At 63.2% G+C, this 18159-nt stretch carries 17 protein-coding genes; 9 read left to right on the top strand and 8 right to left on the bottom strand.

The features are described from left to right. The 3 genes from fabG to ACO06O_RS13420 all read left to right on the top strand — a co-directional run bounded on the left by fabG (position 1) and on the right by ACO06O_RS13420 (position 2077). Positions 1-729 (top strand): 3-oxoacyl-ACP reductase FabG, encoded by a 729-nt coding sequence (gene fabG / locus ACO06O_RS13430; RefSeq protein WP_421880587.1) that lies wholly within the window; start codon positions 1-3, stop codon positions 727-729. 105 nt (positions 730-834) lie between these two features. Then, a complete protein-coding gene (locus ACO06O_RS13425) occupies positions 835-1596 on the top strand; it encodes a glycosyltransferase family 2 protein (RefSeq protein ID WP_421880584.1) in 762 nt (253 codons plus the stop codon). 94 nt (positions 1597-1690) lie between these two features. Next, a complete protein-coding gene (locus tag ACO06O_RS13420; RefSeq protein ID WP_421880582.1) occupies positions 1691-2077 on the top strand; it encodes a hypothetical protein in 387 nt (128 codons plus the stop codon). A 73-nt stretch (positions 2078-2150) separates the two neighbouring features. Here ACO06O_RS13420 and ACO06O_RS13415 read toward each other — a convergent pair whose 3' ends face one another. Further along, a complete protein-coding gene (locus tag ACO06O_RS13415) occupies positions 2151-3077 on the bottom strand; it encodes an MBL fold metallo-hydrolase (RefSeq protein WP_421880579.1) in 927 nt (308 codons plus the stop codon). A gap of 145 nt (positions 3078-3222) precedes the next feature. On the opposite strand from ACO06O_RS13415, the gene ACO06O_RS13410 reads away from it, so the two are divergent. After that, on the top strand, positions 3223-4164 hold the full coding sequence (locus ACO06O_RS13410; RefSeq protein WP_421880576.1) for a TauD/TfdA dioxygenase family protein: 942 nt from the start codon (positions 3223-3225) through the stop codon (positions 4162-4164). Positions 4165-4176: 12 nt separating this feature from the next. Here the strand turns inward: ACO06O_RS13410 and ACO06O_RS13405 are convergent, their stop codons facing one another. After that, positions 4177-5187: a zinc-dependent alcohol dehydrogenase family protein gene (locus ACO06O_RS13405; protein WP_421881122.1), complete on the bottom strand. Its 1011-nt coding sequence runs from the start codon at positions 5185-5187 to the stop codon at positions 4177-4179. 103 nt (positions 5188-5290) lie between these two features. On the opposite strand from ACO06O_RS13405, the gene ACO06O_RS13400 reads away from it, so the two are divergent. Continuing rightward, positions 5291-6883, top strand: coding sequence for a GMC family oxidoreductase (locus tag ACO06O_RS13400; protein WP_421880573.1), 1593 nt, complete (start codon positions 5291-5293; stop codon positions 6881-6883). Continuing rightward, a complete protein-coding gene (locus ACO06O_RS13395; RefSeq protein ID WP_421880569.1) occupies positions 6880-7356 on the top strand; it encodes a YbaK/EbsC family protein in 477 nt (158 codons plus the stop codon). Before ACO06O_RS13400 ends, ACO06O_RS13395 begins: the two co-directional genes overlap by 4 nt. On the opposite strand, the gene ACO06O_RS13390 is transcribed toward ACO06O_RS13395, so the two are convergent. After that, entirely contained in the window at positions 7353-9482 is a 2130-nt protein-coding gene (locus ACO06O_RS13390) for a DUF294 nucleotidyltransferase-like domain-containing protein (protein WP_421880566.1), read from the bottom strand. The two genes, ACO06O_RS13395 and ACO06O_RS13390, sit on opposite strands and share 4 nt — an antisense overlap. Positions 9483-9512: 30 nt before the next feature. Beyond that, positions 9513-10007 carry a hypothetical protein gene (locus ACO06O_RS13385; protein WP_421880563.1) on the bottom strand — a complete coding sequence of 165 codons (495 nt, stop codon included), beginning with the start codon at positions 10005-10007 and terminating at the stop codon, positions 9513-9515. Between the two features lie 318 nt (positions 10008-10325). On the opposite strand from ACO06O_RS13385, the gene ACO06O_RS13380 reads away from it, so the two are divergent. From ACO06O_RS13380 to ACO06O_RS13370, 3 genes are all read left to right on the top strand, one after another. After that, positions 10326-10589 carry a DUF4212 domain-containing protein gene (locus tag ACO06O_RS13380; RefSeq protein WP_421880560.1) on the top strand — a complete coding sequence of 88 codons (264 nt, stop codon included), beginning with the start codon at positions 10326-10328 and terminating at the stop codon, positions 10587-10589. A 12-nt stretch (positions 10590-10601) separates the two neighbouring features. Next, complete coding sequence (locus ACO06O_RS13375) at positions 10602-12410, top strand: sodium:solute symporter family protein (RefSeq protein ID WP_421880556.1); 1809 nt, start codon at positions 10602-10604, stop codon at positions 12408-12410. A 145-nt stretch (positions 12411-12555) separates the two neighbouring features. After that, positions 12556-12903 (top strand): hypothetical protein, encoded by a 348-nt coding sequence (locus tag ACO06O_RS13370; protein WP_420419697.1) that lies wholly within the window; start codon positions 12556-12558, stop codon positions 12901-12903. 30 nt (positions 12904-12933) lie between these two features. On the opposite strand, the gene ACO06O_RS13365 is transcribed toward ACO06O_RS13370, so the two are convergent. The 4 genes from ACO06O_RS13365 to ACO06O_RS13350 all read right to left on the bottom strand — a co-directional run bounded on the left by ACO06O_RS13365 (position 12934) and on the right by ACO06O_RS13350 (position 18081). Next, on the bottom strand, positions 12934-15654 hold the full coding sequence (locus ACO06O_RS13365) for an ATP-binding protein (protein ID WP_421880553.1): 2721 nt from the start codon (positions 15652-15654) through the stop codon (positions 12934-12936). Positions 15655-15676: 22 nt separating this feature from the next. Then, complete coding sequence (locus ACO06O_RS13360; protein ID WP_420419699.1) at positions 15677-15934, bottom strand: hypothetical protein; 258 nt, start codon at positions 15932-15934, stop codon at positions 15677-15679. An 8-nt stretch (positions 15935-15942) separates the two neighbouring features. Further along, a complete protein-coding gene (locus ACO06O_RS13355; protein ID WP_421880550.1) occupies positions 15943-16311 on the bottom strand; it encodes a response regulator transcription factor in 369 nt (122 codons plus the stop codon). Between the two features lie 87 nt (positions 16312-16398). Beyond that, the gene (locus ACO06O_RS13350) at positions 16399-18081 is read right to left on the bottom strand and encodes a helix-turn-helix domain-containing protein (protein ID WP_421880547.1); all 1683 of its coding nucleotides are present in this window, start codon (positions 18079-18081) and stop codon (positions 16399-16401) included. Positions 18082-18159: the final 78 nt, after the last annotated feature.

Genomic DNA, 18159 nt, shown 5'->3' with positions numbered 1-18159 from the left:
ATGACGACAGCGAAGCGGGCGCTGGTCACGGGTGGCGCCGGCGCGATCGGATCGGCCATTTGCCGGCATCTGGCAGCCGATGGTTGCCACGTTACGATTCACTACAACAGCAGCCGGGACCCGGCGGAGGCCCTGCGGCAGGAAATCGAAGCGGATGGAGGGACGGCGGACACACTGGCCTTCGACGTGAGGGATCCGGTCGCGGCGCAGGCGGCGCTGGACGGCGCGCTGCGGGACGGTCCCTATCAGATCCTGGTCAGCAATGCCGGCGTCACCGCCGACGCGCCCTTCCCGGGCATGACTTTGGATGATTGGCATGCCCCGATCGATGTCTCCCTGAATGGGTTTTTCCATGTCGCGCGGCCCTTGATCATGCCGATGATGCGCACGCGCTGGGGCCGCATCGTGGCGGTGACCTCGCTGTCGGGCATAATGGGGAACCGCGGGCAGGCGTCCTATGCGGCGGCGAAGGCGGGGCTGCATGGTGCGGTGAAGACCCTGGCGCTGGAAGTGGCGACGCGGGGCCTGACCGTGAACGCGGTCGCGCCGGGCGTGATCGACACGCCGGATGTCCGCGCGGCTTTTCCGCCGGACCGGATCAAGGCCCTGGTGCCCATGCAGCGCGCCGGCCGACCCGACGAAGTCGCGGAAGTTGTCGGTTTTCTCTGCTCCCCCGGAGCGTCCTATGTCACCGGCCAGATCGTATCGGTCAATGGCGGGGTACTCTGATACCGGGAAACCTGCGGATTTCCTCTGTTCCCAGGCGACTCCCGTCTTGAAGTGAACGGACGCTTGAGGCACTGTCCCTTGAGGGGATTTGGGGAGAGAAGTTCTATGCAAAATGCCGAGTTCTCGGACGCCGCGCGGGAGCGCGGGTCGCTCGCCGTTATCATTCCGGCCTATAACGAAGAGCGGACCATTCGCGCGATCGCCGACGGCGCGTTGAAGGCGACGCCGCATGTCATCGTCATCGATGACGGATCCACCGACGACACGCTGATCCAATTGGCCGGCCTGCCGGTCCGGGTGGTGCGCCTATCGCAGAATATGGGCAAGGCCGCGGCCCTGCGGCGCGGTTTCAAGGAAGCGCTGGCGCTGGGCGTCGACGGGGTGGTCACCCTGGACGGCGACGGGCAGCACCGGCCGGAGGATATCGGCTCCCTGGTATCGGTTGGCGAGACGTCCGGCGACCGCGTCGTTATCGGCAGTCGGCTGCATGACGGTGCAAAGTTTCCGCGCGCCCGCCTGATCGCGAACCGTATTGCCAATTTCTGGATATCCTGGGCCGCGGGGCACCGGATTTCGGATTCGCAAAGCGGCTTCCGCTATTATCCCAGCAGCCTGCTGCGTGCGCTCGACTTGTCGTCGCTCAGCCATGGCGGTTTCGTTTTCGAAAGCGAAATCCTGATCCGGGCGGCCCAGCGCGGCTATCTCAGCACGTCGGTGCATATCCCGGCGCTCTATGACGCTGTTGCCTTCCGGGCCAGTCACTTCCGGCCGGGCCGCGATATCACGCGCATCGTGCTGATGGTGGCCTGGTCGCTGATCCGGCGCGGGATGTATCCGATGGGCCTCTATCGGTCGCTTTTCGCGTAAATTTCTCCCTGGGCGGTATGCCAATACCGGCTTGTCCCAGTGGATCAAATCAAACACTCTAGCCGCAGCCCAAGTTTGTAAAAGGAGAAGGTACATGTACCGCAACGTGGCACGGATTTTCTTTGTTCTACTGATCGCCGGTGGACTGGCCGCGTGCCGCACCGCCCCGGTCTACAATGTCGAGAATGCCCTGTTCAGCAAGGAAGCGCCGAGCGTTCAAACCGCCGGCGACATGATCAAGGCAGCCGGCGCCAGCCTGGGTTGGCAGATGGCGGATGATGGTCCCGGCCATATCGTCGGCCGCTTGCCGATCCGCACGCATCTGGCCGTCATCGACATCACCTTCGACACGACGCGCTACAGCATCATGTACAAGGACAGCAACAATCTGAAGTATGACGGATCCCAGATTCATTCGAACTACAATGGCTGGATCCAGAATCTTCAGAATGCGATCACGGCGCGTAGCTCGGTCTACTGATCCGGTCATTTGCGCGAAAGATTTCGGGGGCGGCCGTTGGCCGCCCCCGTTTCTTTTGTGCTTCCGAGTTTCCTCAGCAACCGGTCTTGCAGGCCCCGTCGCCATCAAATTCCATGGTCTTGCCGCTGAGCGGCAGAAAGGTCGGCACGGTGACCGCCTTCATGAAGGCGTCGGTCTTCGTTCCGGCGATCGGCTTGCCGCCTTCGGTCGCGACCTCATTGGCATGTGACGGGATGACTGCCGCGGGGCGGATCAGATCGTTGATCACATAGGCCGCTTCGGTCGGGCCGGTGGTGAAGGTGTCCCCGATATTGATGACCGCCAGTTCGGCGCCATACTGGTCGCCGACGACCACTTTCTGTTCGGCGGTGACGCCGGTGTCGCCGGACAGATAGACGACCAGCCCGTTGCTGAAGGTCAGCACATAGCCGGTCGGCGGACCCGCATAGGCCGTCAGGCCGGCATGTTCCAGCATGTGGCCCAGATCGCCGCCGATCATGTCGCCGGAAATGCCGTTGGAATGCACCGCGGGGACGGTCGTGATCGTGACCCCGCCCACCTTGCGGGACGCGCCGAAGCGGACCAGTTGGGATTTCTTCGGATCGCCGCCCAGGGCCTTTAGCTTGCCGGCGAAGAATTTCGGCATTTCGCTGCCGGTCACGATCGCCGCTTCCTTGGCCAGGGCGATGTTGACGGAATTCGTGTTGGGCAGGTCCACGACCGACACGTCCGGGCTATCGCAGGTCCCCGCGTTGACGGCGGAGATGTGACGATCGCCGACATGATCGCCATGCATATGGCTGACCAGGACAGCATCGACATCGCCCAGGCGCGGATCGTCGGCGCCTGCGACGGTCCGTCCGGCGTCATAGAGAATGCGCGTCCCGTCCGGATCGACCAGAAGCATGGCGCGGTCGAACTTGCAGAATTCGCCATCATGGCTTCCCAGTGGGGTTACGGCGACATTCTGTGCCTGGGCCATGCCCGCGGATAGTGCCATCGACACACCAAGGGCCGCACCGGCCAAGACAGGTCCAAATCGGTTCCCAATCGTCATATCGTTACCTCCCAAGCGTTGTGGAGCACCATTGACTGCCATCGAAATGGCACGGCAACAGACTTCGGCAAGGGGAACGGACCGATCCATGCCGCAAACGGGACATCCTGCGGCGAAAACCGGGCCGATGATCGACGGTCGGTGTGGCAATTGGAACGGTGCGGCGATGGAGACCATCCCCCTTCATGAGGATTTCGGTGTCGAGGTACGGGGCGTCGACTTGCGGGAGGGGGCGCTGGACGATCTCTATCCCATGATCCGACGATTGTTCGACCGTCATTCCCTGCTGCTGTTCCGGGATCAGACCTTCACCGATACGGCGCATATGGCGCTGGCGCGGCTGTTCGGCCCGGTCGAGGACCGGCAGGACCGTCCGGAACCGAAAATCAGCCCCGTCACCAACCTGATGGACGACGGCGAGGTCGTCTCCGGCGCGCGGGATCACCGGCTGTTGAACCTGCAGGCCAATTTCCTGTGGCATACCGACAGCACCTTCCTGCCGGCGCCGGCCCTGGCCAACATCCTGGTCGCCCGCGTTCTGCCAAGCCAAGGCGGCAATACCGAATTCGTATCGACCCGTGCCGGATTTCAGCGCCTGTCTGAGGAAGACAGGGGGCGCCTGCGCGGCACGTATTTCCGGCATCGCTATGCCCATTCCCGGGCCAAGATCGACCCGGAACTGGCAAAGGGGGCATTGTTCACGAAATGGCAGGACCAGACCTGGCGGGCGGTCTGGACCAACCCGGAAACCGGGGCGGAATCACTCTACATTGCCTCGCATGCCTTCGAGGTTGTCGGCATGGAGGCGTCGGCCGGTCTGGCCTGGATCGACGCCTTGCTGGAGGCGATGACGCCGGCCCGGGCGGTCTATTCCCATGCCTGGCGGCCCGGCGATGTCCTGATCTGGGACGAGCGCGCGACCCTGCACCGGGGCACGCCCTGGCGCTATGAGGAACCCCGGAAGCTGGACAGCCTGTGCGTTACCGCGCGCGATGTCGACGGCTTGGACAAGGTCCGGCCCGCCGCCTAGATCGCATACGGCCTAGCCGAATCGGCAGACGACCTTGCCGTAATGTCCGCCCTGCAGCAGCCGTTCCAGGGCGCCGGGCAGGTCTTCGAAGTCGAACCGCGTGTCGTCCAGGACCGGCCGCGTCTTGTGCAGGGTCATGGCCGCCGCCATGTCCTCGAACATGCGCAGACTGCCGCAGGTGACCCCCTGAAGACGGACATTCTGGGTCACGACCCTGCCCAGGGGCACGGACGGTACCGCGCCGCCCAGCACGCCGATCAGGCTGATCGTTCCGCTGGCCCGGATGGCGGCGATGGACTTTTCCAAGGTGCCGCCGCCACCGATATCGACGATATGGTCCAATCCGCGCCCGCCGGTCAGGTCGCGTGCCGCCTTGTGCCAGTCGGGATTGGTCGAATAGTTGATGACATGGTCGGCGCCCAATGGCCGGGCACGCGCCAGCTTCTCGTCGCTGGACGAAATCAGCACGACCTCCGCCCCCTGCATCTTGGCGAATTGCAGGGCGAAGAGGGAGACGCCGCCCGTCCCCTGGATCAGGACGATGTCGCCCGCCTTGACGTGGCCCTGTTCAACCACGGCGTTCCAGGCGGTGACCGCCGCACAGGGCAGGGTCGCCGCCTCTTCGGGGGTCATATGCGGCGGGGCCTTTACGGCGGCATTTGTCGGAACGGCCATCAACTCGCACATCGTCCCGTCCAGCGGCCCGCCATGGGCGCCGTCCATTGACCGCGACCCGATCTGACCTTCCTGCCAGGTTCGGCTGAAATTCGGACAGACCCGGTCGCCGATCGCGAAACCTTTGGCGTGCGAACCCAGGGCGACGACGGTGCCGGCCCCGTCGCAAAGCGGGATGATCGGCGGGTTGCCCCCCTTTCGGCCATAGCCACCGCGCATCAGGATCGTATCGCGCGGATTGATGGCGACCGCTTCCATCCGGATCAGGATTTCGTCCGGTCCCGGTTCCGGATCGGGCAGATCGACCAGGCGAATATTCTCCAGTCCCCAATCTTCCTCCAGGCGCATCGCTTTCACGGTCGGTCTCCTTGTTTATCGTCCTGACCCATCTCGACATTTCGGCGGCCGCACTTCAAGCTGCGGCACCAAAAAACAGTGAGGTTCAGGGGAGATGGAGTTCGATTACGTTGTCGTCGGGGGCGGGTCCGCCGGCTGTGTACTGGCCAATCGCCTGACCGAGGACGGCCGTTCCACGGTCTGTCTGATCGAGGCCGGGGGCGAAGACAGCAATCCCTGGATCCATATGCCGGCCGGCTATATCCGAACCATGGTCGATCCGGCCCTCAATTGGCTGTTCGAAACCGCCCCGCATGCGGCGACGGGAAACCGGCCGCTGCCGGTACCGCGCGGCAAGGTGCTGGGCGGATCCAGTGCGATCAACGCCATGCTGTATGTCAGGGGTCAGGCGCGGGATTACGACACCTGGGCGCAATCCGGCTGTCGGGGCTGGAGCTACGACGACGTTCTGCCCTATTTCAAGCGCGCCGAACACCGTGAGCAGGGGGCGGATACCTGGCACGGCACCGGCGGTCCGCTGAACGTCACCTATCCGACCGAACGCTATCCGATTCTGGATCGGGTCATCGATGCGGGTGGGGAATTGGGATATCCGACCCATCACGATTACAACGCCGCGCAGCAGGCAGGCTTCGCCTATTTTCAGGTCACCCAGAAGAACGGCCGGCGCTGGAGCGTGAAGAAGGCCTATCTGGACCCGGCCCGCAACCGACCGAATCTGACGGTCGAAACCCGCGCGATGGCCCGCCGCGTCCTGTTCGACGGCAAGAAGGCGACCGGACTGGAGTATCGCAAGGGCGGCACGGACCGGATCGTCCATGCCCGCAAGGAAGTCATTCTGAGCGCGGGCGGCGTGCAGTCGCCGCAGCTTCTGGAACTATCCGGCATCGGCGGCGGACAATTGCTGCAATCGCTGGGCATTCCGGTGGTCCACGACCTGCCGGCGGTGGGGGAGAATCTGCAGGACCATTACGTGTCGCGCCTGTCCTGGCGGCTGAAGAACGCGGACAGTCTGAACCGGCTGACGCGGGGGCTGCCGTTGATGGGGGAACTGGTTAAATACCTGTTCCAGAACCGGGGCGCGCTGACCATGCCGGCCGGAATCGTCGTTGGTTTCGCGAAAAGCCGTCCCGATCTGGACGAGCCGGATATCCAGTATCACATCGCGCACGCGACCTTCGCCGACCCGAAGAAGCGCCAGTTCCACAAGTTTCCGGGCCTGACCGTCGGACCCTGTCAGTTGCGCCCGGAAAGCCGGGGGCATGTGCATGCCGTGTCGCCGGACCCGGACGCGCCGCCGGAAATTCAACCGAACTTCCTGGCCGACCCGCTGGATGGCGAAATTCATGTCGCCGGCATGCGGCTGGCGCGCGAGATGGCCGGAACCGATGCCCTGTCGCCCTATATCGACAGCGAACTGACACCCGGTCCGGACATCCGGGACGACGCGGCCCTGTTGGATTTCGCGCGTGCGACCGGCGCGACCTTGTACCACCCGACCTGTACCTGCCGGATGGGCGGAGACGCGGAGTCGGTTGTCGACCCGACCCTGAAAGTGCGTGGGGTCGACGGGTTGCGGGTGGTCGATGCGTCGATCATGCCCCGCCTGATCAGCGGGAACACCAATGCGCCGACCATCATGATCGCTGAGAAGGCGTCGGACATGATACGGGGGATCAACCCATGAAACGGGCGACAGGCAAGACCGCGCTGCGCGTTCAGGCCGTCCTGGGGGACGGATTCGAAGTGTTGGAATTTGAAACCAGTACCGCGACGTCCGATCAGGCCGCGGCCGCTATCGGCTGCGATGTGGCGCAGATCGCGAAATCCTTGGTCTTCCAGGGGAAGGGCAGCGCGGCGGCGGTGATGGTCATCGCCAGCGGGGTCAACCGGGTCGATGAAAAGAAGCTGCGCGATTTGATCGGCGAGAAGGTTCTTCGGCCGGATGCCGATTTCGTGCGTCAGGCAACGGGCTACGCCATCGGCGGCGTGTCTCCGGTCGGACATGCGACCGAGATGCGAATATTCCTGGACGAGGATCTGAAGTCCTACCCGGAAATCTGGGCTGCGGCCGGGGCGCCCAACGCGGTCTTCCGCCTGACCCCGGATGATCTGGAGCGTTTGACCGGCGGCAGCTACGCCGATCTGGCCAAGCGCTAACCGACGACCGGCGTTCCCAGAAGGTCGGCGATGCGCGGCACTTGCTCCAGGGCCCAGCGCAGTTCCTGGCGGTCGAATTCCGTCAGTTCCGACGGCGCGACCGCGTTGGACAGTGGCAGACCCGCCGCGACGTCCCGCAACTGCTGTCTCAGGATCAGATTCAGCAGGATGCGGTGGGCTTCGATCAGGTTGTCGGCCGACCGTTCGGTCGCCGTGCCTTCCTGCCGGACCGCCCGAAGCCGTTCCGGCGTGGACCGATGCGGCAGACCGCGTTCCAGTGCCGCGACCCTGGCGGCGGAGAAGATCGGCAGGATGCCGTTCATCTTCAGATCGACCCGCCCGGCGGTCAGCCGATACCGGCCGAACCATCCGACCGGCGATTCGAAGCGGCTGGCGGTGAGCGCCAATGCCCGCAGGAAAGGGCGTGCGGTCTTCGCGTCGCCGATCGCATCCTGGCGCAGGGTATCGGCCAGGTCGGCCTCGCCATGGACCGGGCGTGCATCGAAGAAGATGTCGCAATTCATAATGTTCTCGGGGCGGGGCCGGGCGATCCAGTCCCTTACCGTCTCCCGCCACCGGCCGACCGGCATGCGCCATTCGGCGTTGGCCGCCATGATGCCGCCCTTGCAATAGGCGACGCCGGCGTCGTTCAGGATGTCCGACACCGTTTTGCCGAGTTCGGCATACCAGTCATCCGCCTGCGGCGGCGCACCGTCGGCATAGACGATTGCATTGTCCTGATCCATGGCAAGAAGGCTTTCGCCGCGCCCGCCGGAACCGAGCACCATCATCGCATAGGGGGCGGGCGGGCCGCCCCGCCCCGCTTCGCGCATTTGCGCCTCCGCCAGGCGGCAGGCCTTTTCGGTCAGGGCGCGGAGTTCCCGCGAAATCAGGGACGCGACCATGCGCGCGTCGACGCCTTCGATCGTCAGGGCTCGGGCGACCGTCGTCAGGTCGGACCAGACCCGGTTCAGATCCTCCGCGGTCTCCGCCCGTTCGATCCCGTCGCCGAGGGACATTGCCTCGTCCGCCCGCTGCCGCAGGAGGTCGCGCGCGCTGAGCACGCCGACCACGGTGCCGTCTGATCCGGTCACCGCCAGATGCCGAAACCCCTTACTATTCATGCGGGCGAGCGCCCGATAGACGAATTCCTCCCCCTCGATCGTGACCAGCGGATAGCTACCGATCGTCGAGACAGGCTGATCCAGCATCGCCGCATCGCCGCGTTCCAGGGCGCGCAAGATATCGCGCTCGGTCACGATGCCTGGCTTCGCCGCCGGGTTTGCCGGGTCGAGCACCAACGCACTGACCCGGGATTCGACCATCGCACTCATCGCCTCTCTCAGCGGTATCGCATCGGGTCGGCGCACCGGGGGGCTGGTCATCAGGTCGGCGACGCGGTGGCGGTATGGGAAACTGTCGATCCGGGCCAGTTCGGGGACGGATTGTGCGCCGGCCGTGTCGTATGCGGGCAGGTCCCATCCTGCCCGTGCTTCCCCGTCCAGTCTTGCGGTCAGGGACCGGCAGGCGCGTTCCGCCTGGGCCAGGGTCAGAATGCCGCTGGCTCGCAATCGTGGCAGAAGGGCGCGGAAAATCTGTCCTGTGACGAGTGCGTCGCCAAGCGCGCGATGGCGGTTGGAAACATCGATTCCCAGCCAGCCGGCGGCGGTCTCTATCGACGGGTTCGGCAGGTTGGGGGCCAGAATGTGAACCAGATGGGCGACATCCAGGCTGCGCGGCGCGCGCCAGATCATGCCATGCCGCACATGCTCCGCCTTCAGGACGGCGATATCGAAGCCGATCGAATACCCGATCACGATCCGCGCACCGGTCCAGGCAGCGATGTCCGCCATGGCGAGCGGAAAGGCCGGGGCGTCGGCGACATCCTTGTCGGACAGGCCGTGAATGGCGGTTGAGGCCGCGGGGATCGAGATGCCGGGATTGACCAGGGTCGCAATGACATCGTCATCCGTGACCGGTTGCCCGGGGACCGGGCGGACCGCGCCGATTTCTATGACCCGGTCGCGCGCGGCGTCCAGTCCCGTCGTTTCCGTGTCCAGCACGACCATGGGAAGCGCGGCGAGCGGCATCGCGGAACATTCATGCGGGACCGATTCGAAGCTCATCTTGTCCCTCCGTCGCGCAGGCCGGCGATTCTATCCCTTGCCGTCCCGCATCTGGCGCCAGTCACCGGCGACTTCGGCGCCTCTCAGCCGTTTACGCATCTGGTCCCGAACGTCGTGCCAGCGGAACCGGATCGAGTTGGCGACGATCTCGCCGTCCAGATCCTTGAACTGGTCGGAAACCGGCGCGACGCGGATCAAGTCGGCCTCGCTGCCGCGAAAGGCTTCCGGCCCGTCGGGAATGTCGGCCCAGTGCACGGCGTTCAGGCGATTCGCGAATGCCGCCTCGGCATTCTCCGGCCGCCGTTCGGGCGGTACCTCCGCCAGTGCCGCCCGATGCGCGCGATCGTGGCAATGGCGCGCCAGGGCGTTCAGTTCCGCATCGTTCAAGACCCCGGCACGGGCCACCATTGCGACCGCATAAAGCGTCAAATCGGACAGACAGGACAGGAATAGCTTCACGGAGGCCTTGTGGATCTCCGCGGAGAACGTTTCGTCTTCGAAAAGGACTCTGAACTTAATGCCCATTCGGGTTTTAAGGTACCCGAAAAGCGATGTCTGGGCGATGTAGGCGGCGCGTGTATGCACGAAGTCGGCCAAGGATTCGGCGGTGATTATTGGCTCGCGATTAAGTCTGACACGGAACAAATTCCGCACCGCAGCAAAATTGTCCATTAACCATTTAGGAATATAAGATCGCGACACAGTTTTCGACAATTCCATTGAGATTTTTAGTTTCTTGACAGGTTGAGGCGTATCTCTGTAGCGTTTTCGATTGGTTTCTTTCGCGTAGCGTTATCGGTTAGCGTAGAAAAGCTCGTCAACGATACTGTAGTGGGGGAAGCAATGTCACAAGACAAAACAGAAGCGCGCGCCCGCCACTGGATGAGAACGAAGAACCTGACGATCGTGGTCTTGATCCTATGGTTCATCTTCTCCTTCGTGGTTCATTGGTTCGCGAATGAGTTGAATGCCGCCTCGTTCTTGGGATTCCCGCTCGGCTACTACATGGCCGTGCAGGGGTCGCTGATCGTGTTCGTCGTGTTGATTTTCGTGCAGAACGTGCTGCAGGACAAAATCGACGACGAAGCCGGTTTTAGCGAAGAATAAGGGGACGGGACGATGCTCAAAGGTAATTTCATCGACAACCTGCCCAAGATCTACGGCCTGTATACCGGCGGCTTCATCGCATTCATTTTGCTGATGGCGGTCCTGGAGCAAATGGGTCTTGGCGCCGACACGATCGGCATCCTGTTCGTGGCCTTCACGATCTTCATCTACGCCGCGATCGGTTGGTTGTCGCGTACCATGCAGGTCGAGGCCTATTACGTAGCCGGGCGCGAAGTGCCGCCGGTGTTCAACGGCATGGCGACGGCGGCGGACTGGATGTCCGGCGCGTCTTTCGTGGCGCTGGCGGGCGGTGTGTATTTCGGCGGTCACGGTTATCTCGCCTTCGTCGTCGGCTGGACCGGTGGTTATGTGCTGGTCAACTCGCTGATGGCGCCGTACCTGCGTAAGTTCGGCTGTTACACGGTGCCCGATTTCATCGGAACCCGGTTCGGCGGGAATTTCGCGCGTCTTGTCGCGGTCATCATCCTTGTCGTGGCGTCCTTCACCTATGTGACGGCGCAGATCAACGCGACGGGCACGATCGCGGCGCGGGCGCTTCAGATCCCGTTCGAAGTCGGTGTCTGGTTCGGCCTTCTCGGTATTCTGCTGTGCTCCATGCTCGGTGGCATGCGGGCGGTGACCTGGACCCAGGTGGCGCAGTACATCGTGCTGATCATCGCCTATCTGGCCCCGGTTATCTGGATGTCGAACAAGCAGGGCTTCGGGATCATTCCGCACTTCTCCTACGGCGATGCCGTGGTTCGGGTCGCGGAGCTGGAGGCGCTGGTCGGCGTCGGTACGCCGGCCGCCGAAAAGATCGCCGGGGTTTCGGTGCTGACCGGATTGCATAACGCACCGGGCGACAACATGGCGGCTTGGAAGTTCGTCACGTTGGCCTTGTGTATGATGGCCGGTACGGCATCGCTGCCGCACATTCTGATGCGCTACTTCACCACGCCGACCGTCCGGGCGGCGCGCAAGTCGGTGTCCTGGTCGCTGCTGTTCATCTTCCTGCTGTACTTCACGGCGCCCGCGCTCGCGACGCTGACGAAGCTGCAGCTTCTCGATCCGACCCTCGCGACCAGCATCATCGGCAAGGCAGTCGCCGATGTGAACGCGTTGGAATGGATCCAGAAATGGTCGTCGGTCGGCATGTTGGCGATCTCGGACAGCAATGGTGACGGTATTTTGCAGATCAACGAGTTCTTCATGCGGCCCGACATCGTCGTGTTGGCCACGCCTGAAATCGCGGGTCTGCCCTATGTCGTTTCCGGCCTGGTTGCGGCCGGCGGTATGGCGGCGGCCATGTCCACGGCGGACGGTCTGCTGCTTGCCATCGCCAACGCACTCAGCCACGACCTGTACTACAAGATCATCGATCCGAAGGCGGATACCCGCCATCGCCTGATCGTCGCGCGTGTCCTCCTGATCATCATCGGGGCGGCCGGTGCGGCGGTGGCCAGCTTGAAGCTGACCGGGATCCTCGGGGCAGTCGCCTGGGCGTTCTGCTTCGCGTGTTCCGGGTTGTTCTTCCCGCTGGTCCTCGGGGTCTGGTGGAAACGGGCCAACCGGGCCGGCGCGATCGCCGGGATGGTTGCCGGTTTCCTGGCCGGATCGATCTATCTGTACTGGACCTATACGACCGGGAATACCTGGCTTGGCATCGACCATCTGCGGTTCGGGATTATCGGCATGCCGGTAAGCCTGGTCGCCATGGTGGTTGTCAGCCTGATGACGCCGGAGCCGGATGCGGAAATCCAGGCCATGGTGGACGAAACCAGGGATCCCAGCGGCAAGACAGTGCTGGATATGGCGCACTGATCCCAACGCGGGTTCGAAACTTTCGGGGGCGGAACTCTGTTCCGCCCCCAATTTTCGTTTAAACTCCATACAATGGATCACCGCAGGCCCGACAGAGGGGCAATGACGGTGGCTTTAAAGGCTCGCATCGGGGGGTTGGGCAGGCATGTTGGAACAGTTTCCAGTCTGGGTGATCATCCTGGATTACGCGTTGGGCGTGGTCATGTGGACGCTGATCGGACGCACGGCGATGAACATTTTCCTGCCCGTCGATTCGTCCTTCTTCTTCATGCGGGTCTTTGTGAAGGCGACCGATCCGATTCTCCGGGTGTTCAAACCGATCACACCCGGCTTCCTGCTGGAGCCGATCGTACCGCTCTATGTTGCGTGGTTCTTCTTCCTGTTTCGCTTTTACGCCATGCCCGCCATGCTGGGCTATGACGTGATGGGCATGTTGTCCTTCCCGTTGGAAAGCGACATCTCCCGCATGCTCTACGCGACCTTCGGCAACTGACGCGCATTCGTCGCTTGGGACCGTCGCGGCTCACTCGGCCGCGGCGCGTTCCTTACAGGGCAGGCTGATCTTGAACCGTGCGCCGGTTCCGTCCTCCTGGGGCAGCAATTCCAAATCCCCGCGCAGGCGCTGCATGATCTGCCAGCTGATCGCCAGGCCCAGTCCCGTGCCCGACCGGCCGTCCTTGGACTGCCGCCAGCCGCGGGAGAACTTCTGGAATATCCGTTCCCGGTCGTCGGCCCGGATGCCTGCGCCATTGTCTTCGACAGAGACGCAATAGCGGCCGTTCTCGATGGCGCTCAGCACCGTGACCTTGGGCTCCGGCGACGAATTGTACTTGATCGCGTTGGTGATCAGATTGAGGAAGACCTGCCGCAGCCGGTCGTCATCCGCTTCGATGATCGTGCCCTTCGCCTCGTCCCGGAATTCCAGGGTGACATTGCTCTGTGCCGCCAGGCCCTGACAGGTTGCGATCGCCCGTTTCAGTGCTTCGGACGCGTCGATCTCATGCAGTTCCCAATCGATCTGCTCGCCTTCCAGGCGCGCCAGATCCAGGATCTCGTCCAGCAGCCGGGTCAGGCGCTGGCTTTCCTCCAGAATGATGCCGGTGAACCGCTTGGTTTCCTTCTCGTCCATATCCGGCGTGTCCAGCAGGATCTGGGCGAAGGAGCGGATGGACGTCATGGGCGTGCGCAACTCGTGGCTGACCTGGCTCAGGAAATCGTCTTTCTGGACGTCCAGTTGCTTCAGACGCTCGTTTGCCTCGCGCAATTGCCGTGCGGTCTGCTGCAGCTGGTGGGATTTGACCTCCAATTGACGGCTGTAGTCGATGACCTGCTGCGTCTCGTCGACGATCTTCATCAACTCGTCCAGGCTGATCGTCTCGCCCTTGACCACCTGCAGGATCATCGCGCGGGCGGTCGCCGCGCCCACGCTGCCCGCCAGTTCGCGTTCCAGATGGCCGATGAATTCGTCGTCGGCGCGGGGCAGGTGCCCGGCAACGCCCTGGTTCTGGGCGAATTCGCTGAACACGCGATAGGCAGATTCGGTTCCCAGGATGCGTTGGGCGACGACGAAAAGGTCGTTGCTGGCCGCGTAACGCCGGATGAACCGCGCTTCATTGTCGGCGGGCGTGCGGAAGACGTCGATGAACAGCGCGCCCTGCAATCGCTCCAACGGTTTCGGATCGAAGATCAGCGAGACGATCACGAAGATTAGCGTGTTCAGACACAGACTCCAGAACAACGCGTGGACCAACGGATCCATGCCTTCCAACCCGAACAGGGCCTCGGGCCGCAGGAAGGAAATACCCCAGGGACCGTTTTCGATGACGGAAAGCGGGATGAGGAACGCACCCTCGAAACTGGGCAGGAACAGCGTGTAGAGCCAAATCAGGAAGCCCGCCAGGAGGCCGGCGAAGGCGCCCTTGGCGGAGGCCTGGCGCCAGTACAGGCCGCCGATCAGGCTGGGCAGGAACTGGGCGACGCCGACGAAGGCGATCAGGCCGATCGCTGCCAACGCATCGGATTTGGCGCTGAGCCGGAAGTAAACGAAGCCCAGCAGCAGGACCAGACAGATGCTGGTCCGGCGGCTGATCAGCAGCAGGCGCCGCACATCGCCGCTGGCTTTCATTTCGACCCAGGGCAGGCGCAGCGCCAACGGCATCACGACATGGTTCGAAACCATGGTCGACAGTGCAATACAGGCGACGATAACCATGGAGGTCGCGGAGGAGAACCCGCCCAGAAAGGCGATCAGCGCCAGCAGATCTTGGTTCATCGCCATGGGCAGGGTCAGCACGAACATGTCCGGATTGGCCGTTTCCGGCAGGAATGTAAGGCCGCCGATGGCGATGGGCAGGACGAACAGGCTGATTAACAGCAGATACAGCGGGAACATCCAGGACGCGGTGTAGAGATGCCGTTCGTCGGCATTTTCCACCACCGTCACCTGAAACTGGCGCGGCAGGCAGATGACGGCCGTCGCCGCCAGGAAGGTCAGGGTAATCCAGCGCGGTCCGAACACTTCCTCGGTGTTCAGCAGACCCGGCGGAGCCATGGAGAAGATCTCCGACGGGCCGTCCGCCAGATAGAAGACGACGAACAGCCCGACCGCGATCAGGGCGAACAGTTTGACCAGGGCCTCCAGGGCGATGGCCGCGACCACGCCGTGATGGCGTTCGTTGGCGTCGATGTTGCGGGTGCCGAAGACGATGGTGAAGACGGCCATCCCGGCGGCGATCCAAAAAGCCATCGTATAGTCCGGGTCGGCGAAAACCGGCTGGTCCGGGTCGGCGAACCCGCCGCCGCTGATCACCTGGAAACTGGTCGTCACCGCCTTGAGCTGCAGCGCGATATAGGGGGTCGATCCGACGATGGCGATCAGGGTGACCAGCACCGCCAGGCTTTCCCCCTTGCCATAGCGGGAGGAGATGAGGTCGGCGATCGAGGTGATGCGGTGGACCCGCCCGATCCGCACCAGCTTGCGCAGCAGAAACCAGAAGCCGATGAAGACGATGGTCGGACCGGTATAGATGGTGATGAACTCCATCCCGCTGCGCACGGCGGAACCGACGGCGCCATAGAAGGTCCAGGAGGTACAATAGACCGAAATCGACAGCGTGTAGATCAGCGGCGATTGGAACAGGCCCAACTGACCGGCGCGGGCCCGCTTATCGCCCAGATAGGCAACGAAGAACAGCAGGGCCACATAGCCCAGCGAGACGGCGAAGACGAGATTGGCGGAAAGCATCGCGCGAACCGGACAGCCGCCGTCAGGGCGGCGCGTCCTTGCTGTCGATCCGGAAGGCGTCGTCCTGTTCCGGGGCGTCGAGGCGGCGGGAGTTCCAGGCCGTCAGGGCGACGGCGGCCCCCCAGATCCCGAAAAGATAGATCACGACCGTGGGAATGCCGAACAGACTGCCGGCGTCGGACGCGATATGGATCAGCGGTGGCATGAACAGGAAGGTGCAGACGACCGGGATTACGACGGCGACGTCGCGCGCCTTCCGAATGGCGGAAGCCGATCGCATGCTGCGCCTCATCCGCCGGTCAGCCCCTTCACCGTGTCGATGATGTGTTGATTGGAAAACGGCTTGGTGACAAAGGCGTCGGCGCCGATCTCCTCCGCCATGCGGCGGTCTTGGCTCTGACCCTTGGCGGTCAGAATGATGATGGGAATCGTCTTCAATTCGGCGTCGGACCGAACTGTCTTCAGGACTTCGAACCCGTTCATCTTCGGCAGCATCACGTCCAGGATCACCACATCGGGGCGATCACCGCGGATCGAATTCAGTGCCGATTCCCCATCAGGTGCAGACGCGACATCACAGCCGGAACGGCTCAAGATGAAGCTCAGCGACTCGACGATGTTCGGTTCGTCCTCCGCGATCAGCACACGCGTCGGCACGGCCGGTTCCTCCCAAACGTTCATCGCGCGTCGATTGGCTCGACTTGTTGATTTGACCGTACCGTCGGGTCGGATAATGCGCAACGGTTACGATGGCGTTACAGCCCCGGCCACCTCGTGGATCGGCGCTTCTTCCCGATAGATGCAGGCGCGCCGGGCGCATAGGCGGCAGCTTGGGCCGACGGGTACGGCCAGGCCGGGTGCGGACAGGTCCAGCCCGTCGGCATAGATCGTCCGGTCGGCGTACAGCGCGTCGCAGGCGACCATGACGCTGACCAGATGGCGCGGCGCGTTGAACCGATGCTGCACCTTCCCCTGAGCCCGAGCGACGAACAGGAAACGTTCGCCATTGGGAAAATCGGCGATCTGGCGGCAGATTGCGCCCGGTGTCTGAAAGGCGTTGTAGACGGCCCACAAGGGGCAGGCATTGCCGTAGCGCGGCAACGGCAGACGCGGCAGCGGCATCCGCTTGGTGACGAAGCCGGCCGGGTCCGTGCGCATGAAGGCGAAGGGCACGCCTTCCGATCCCGGACGTTTCAGGGAAACCAGACGATGACAGATCTGTTCGAAACTGGCGCCGTATTTCCGGGCCAGGAACTCGATGTCATAGCGCGCATCCTCCGCCGCCGCCCGGAACGCGTCATAGGGCATCAGAAGACAGGCCGCCGCATAGGACGCCATGGCGCCCGACGCGCGCTCCCGAGCTTCCGCGCTGCGCAGCAGGGGCGATGCATTGGCCAGCCTGCGGATGGGATCGCCCAAACGCAACCGGCAGATCAGCCGTGCCAGTTGAAACCGGTAGCTGGATCCGGCGGCGCTTTCCAAAATGCTGAACGTCCGTGTTTCCGGTTCGAAATGCACTTGGTTCCACAGTTTTCCGGCCTCCATCGCCGAATCGCGAACGAACCGGACCGTCACGCCCAGCCGGCGCTCCAGGAATTCTGTCATCCGCGAGTCTGACGGCGCGCCGAACGGATCGACCTCAGCGCGCAACGCACCCGCGACCTCCTCGAGTTCCTCGATGTAATTGTCTCGCGCGACGATGAAATCGTCCACTTCCTCCGCCGGGGTCATTGCCGCCGTGTCGGTATCCGCCGTATCGAAGAACTGGGCGATCCCTTCCGCAATGCCCGACAGATTGGTGCTTTCCTTAAACAGGACGGATTGAAACCGTGTGCGTTCAGGCTCGTCCAGGTCTGGTACGGTCTCCAGGATTTCCGCGGCTGACCGGATGGCGGTGATCTTGGTCAGCATGGTGTGCACTGCGTCGCCCAGATAGGGGTCCTGGTTCAATCGGTCGGACAGGGCTGCGACCGCCTGACTTCGGTTCATATAGGCGCGATACAGCGTGACCAGCGCCCGCGCCCATTCCGGGGAGCGCGCAACCAGATCGGACGCGCTGGAATCCAGGTCGAAATTGCGCAGGATCGGGTCACCCGCCAACTCGCGCAATTCCTGCGCCAGACGGCGTTCCGACTCACCGTCCAGCCATTCGACGTCGACACGCAGATGCTGCGCCAATCCCGGCATCAGGCGCGCCGCGATGTTTCGTTTGTTGCGTTCGATCAGGTTCAGATAGGAGGGAGATATGCCCAGCCGCTCGGCCAGTTCCGTCTGGGATATGCCCAGCTTGGCGCGGCGCTCGCGGATCTTCAAACCGATCGCGGCTTGCCCGCCCAGGGGAGAATTTTCCGCCGGCCGGGTGGCTGTGCGGCGAAGGCTGCGTGGGCCGGGTGACGGCACGGTACGATTTCGGGTGTTTTCGTTCATTGCGCGGAAAGCCTCTAACCCGTTCGAAAATTTCGGTTTTGTGCGCTGCAACGTAAAATTTTGACATACCTTGTCTGG

It is taken from the genome of Pacificispira sp. (genome assembly GCF_965228185.1).
Lineage (GTDB): Bacteria > Pseudomonadota > Alphaproteobacteria > UBA8366 > Aestuariispiraceae > Pacificispira.
Note: the sequence above shows the minus strand (reverse complement) of the source record. Positions and strands in the feature narration are given on the sequence as shown.

Excerpts from the sequence above, each read along its gene's own strand:
- ACO06O_RS13365 (WP_421880553.1), bottom strand. The coding sequence starts at position 15,654 with ATGCTTTCCGCCAATCTCGTCTTCGCCGTCTCGCTGGGCTATGTGGCC.
- ACO06O_RS13410 (WP_421880576.1), top strand. The coding sequence starts at position 3,223 with ATGCCGCAAACGGGACATCCTGCGGCGAAAACCGGGCCGATGATCGAC.
- ACO06O_RS13425 (WP_421880584.1), top strand. The coding sequence starts at position 835 with ATGCAAAATGCCGAGTTCTCGGACGCCGCGCGGGAGCGCGGGTCGCTC.
- fabG (WP_421880587.1), top strand. The coding sequence starts at position 1 with ATGACGACAGCGAAGCGGGCGCTGGTCACGGGTGGCGCCGGCGCGATC.
- ACO06O_RS13350 (WP_421880547.1), bottom strand. The coding sequence starts at position 18,081 with ATGAACGAAAACACCCGAAATCGTACCGTGCCGTCACCCGGCCCACGC.
- ACO06O_RS13375 (WP_421880556.1), top strand. The coding sequence starts at position 10,602 with ATGCTCAAAGGTAATTTCATCGACAACCTGCCCAAGATCTACGGCCTG.
- ACO06O_RS13415 (WP_421880579.1), bottom strand. The coding sequence starts at position 3,077 with ATGGCACTATCCGCGGGCATGGCCCAGGCACAGAATGTCGCCGTAACC.
- ACO06O_RS13390 (WP_421880566.1), bottom strand. The coding sequence starts at position 9,482 with ATGAGCTTCGAATCGGTCCCGCATGAATGTTCCGCGATGCCGCTCGCC.
- ACO06O_RS13420 (WP_421880582.1), top strand. The coding sequence starts at position 1,691 with ATGTACCGCAACGTGGCACGGATTTTCTTTGTTCTACTGATCGCCGGT.
- ACO06O_RS13395 (WP_421880569.1), top strand. The coding sequence starts at position 6,880 with ATGAAACGGGCGACAGGCAAGACCGCGCTGCGCGTTCAGGCCGTCCTG.
- ACO06O_RS13360 (WP_420419699.1), bottom strand. The coding sequence starts at position 15,934 with ATGCGATCGGCTTCCGCCATTCGGAAGGCGCGCGACGTCGCCGTCGTA.
- ACO06O_RS13385 (WP_421880563.1), bottom strand. The coding sequence starts at position 10,007 with ATGGGCATTAAGTTCAGAGTCCTTTTCGAAGACGAAACGTTCTCCGCG.
- ACO06O_RS13370 (WP_420419697.1), top strand. The coding sequence starts at position 12,556 with ATGTTGGAACAGTTTCCAGTCTGGGTGATCATCCTGGATTACGCGTTG.
- ACO06O_RS13380 (WP_421880560.1), top strand. The coding sequence starts at position 10,326 with ATGTCACAAGACAAAACAGAAGCGCGCGCCCGCCACTGGATGAGAACG.
- ACO06O_RS13400 (WP_421880573.1), top strand. The coding sequence starts at position 5,291 with ATGGAGTTCGATTACGTTGTCGTCGGGGGCGGGTCCGCCGGCTGTGTA.
- ACO06O_RS13405 (WP_421881122.1), bottom strand. The coding sequence starts at position 5,187 with ATGCGCCTGGAGGAAGATTGGGGACTGGAGAATATTCGCCTGGTCGAT.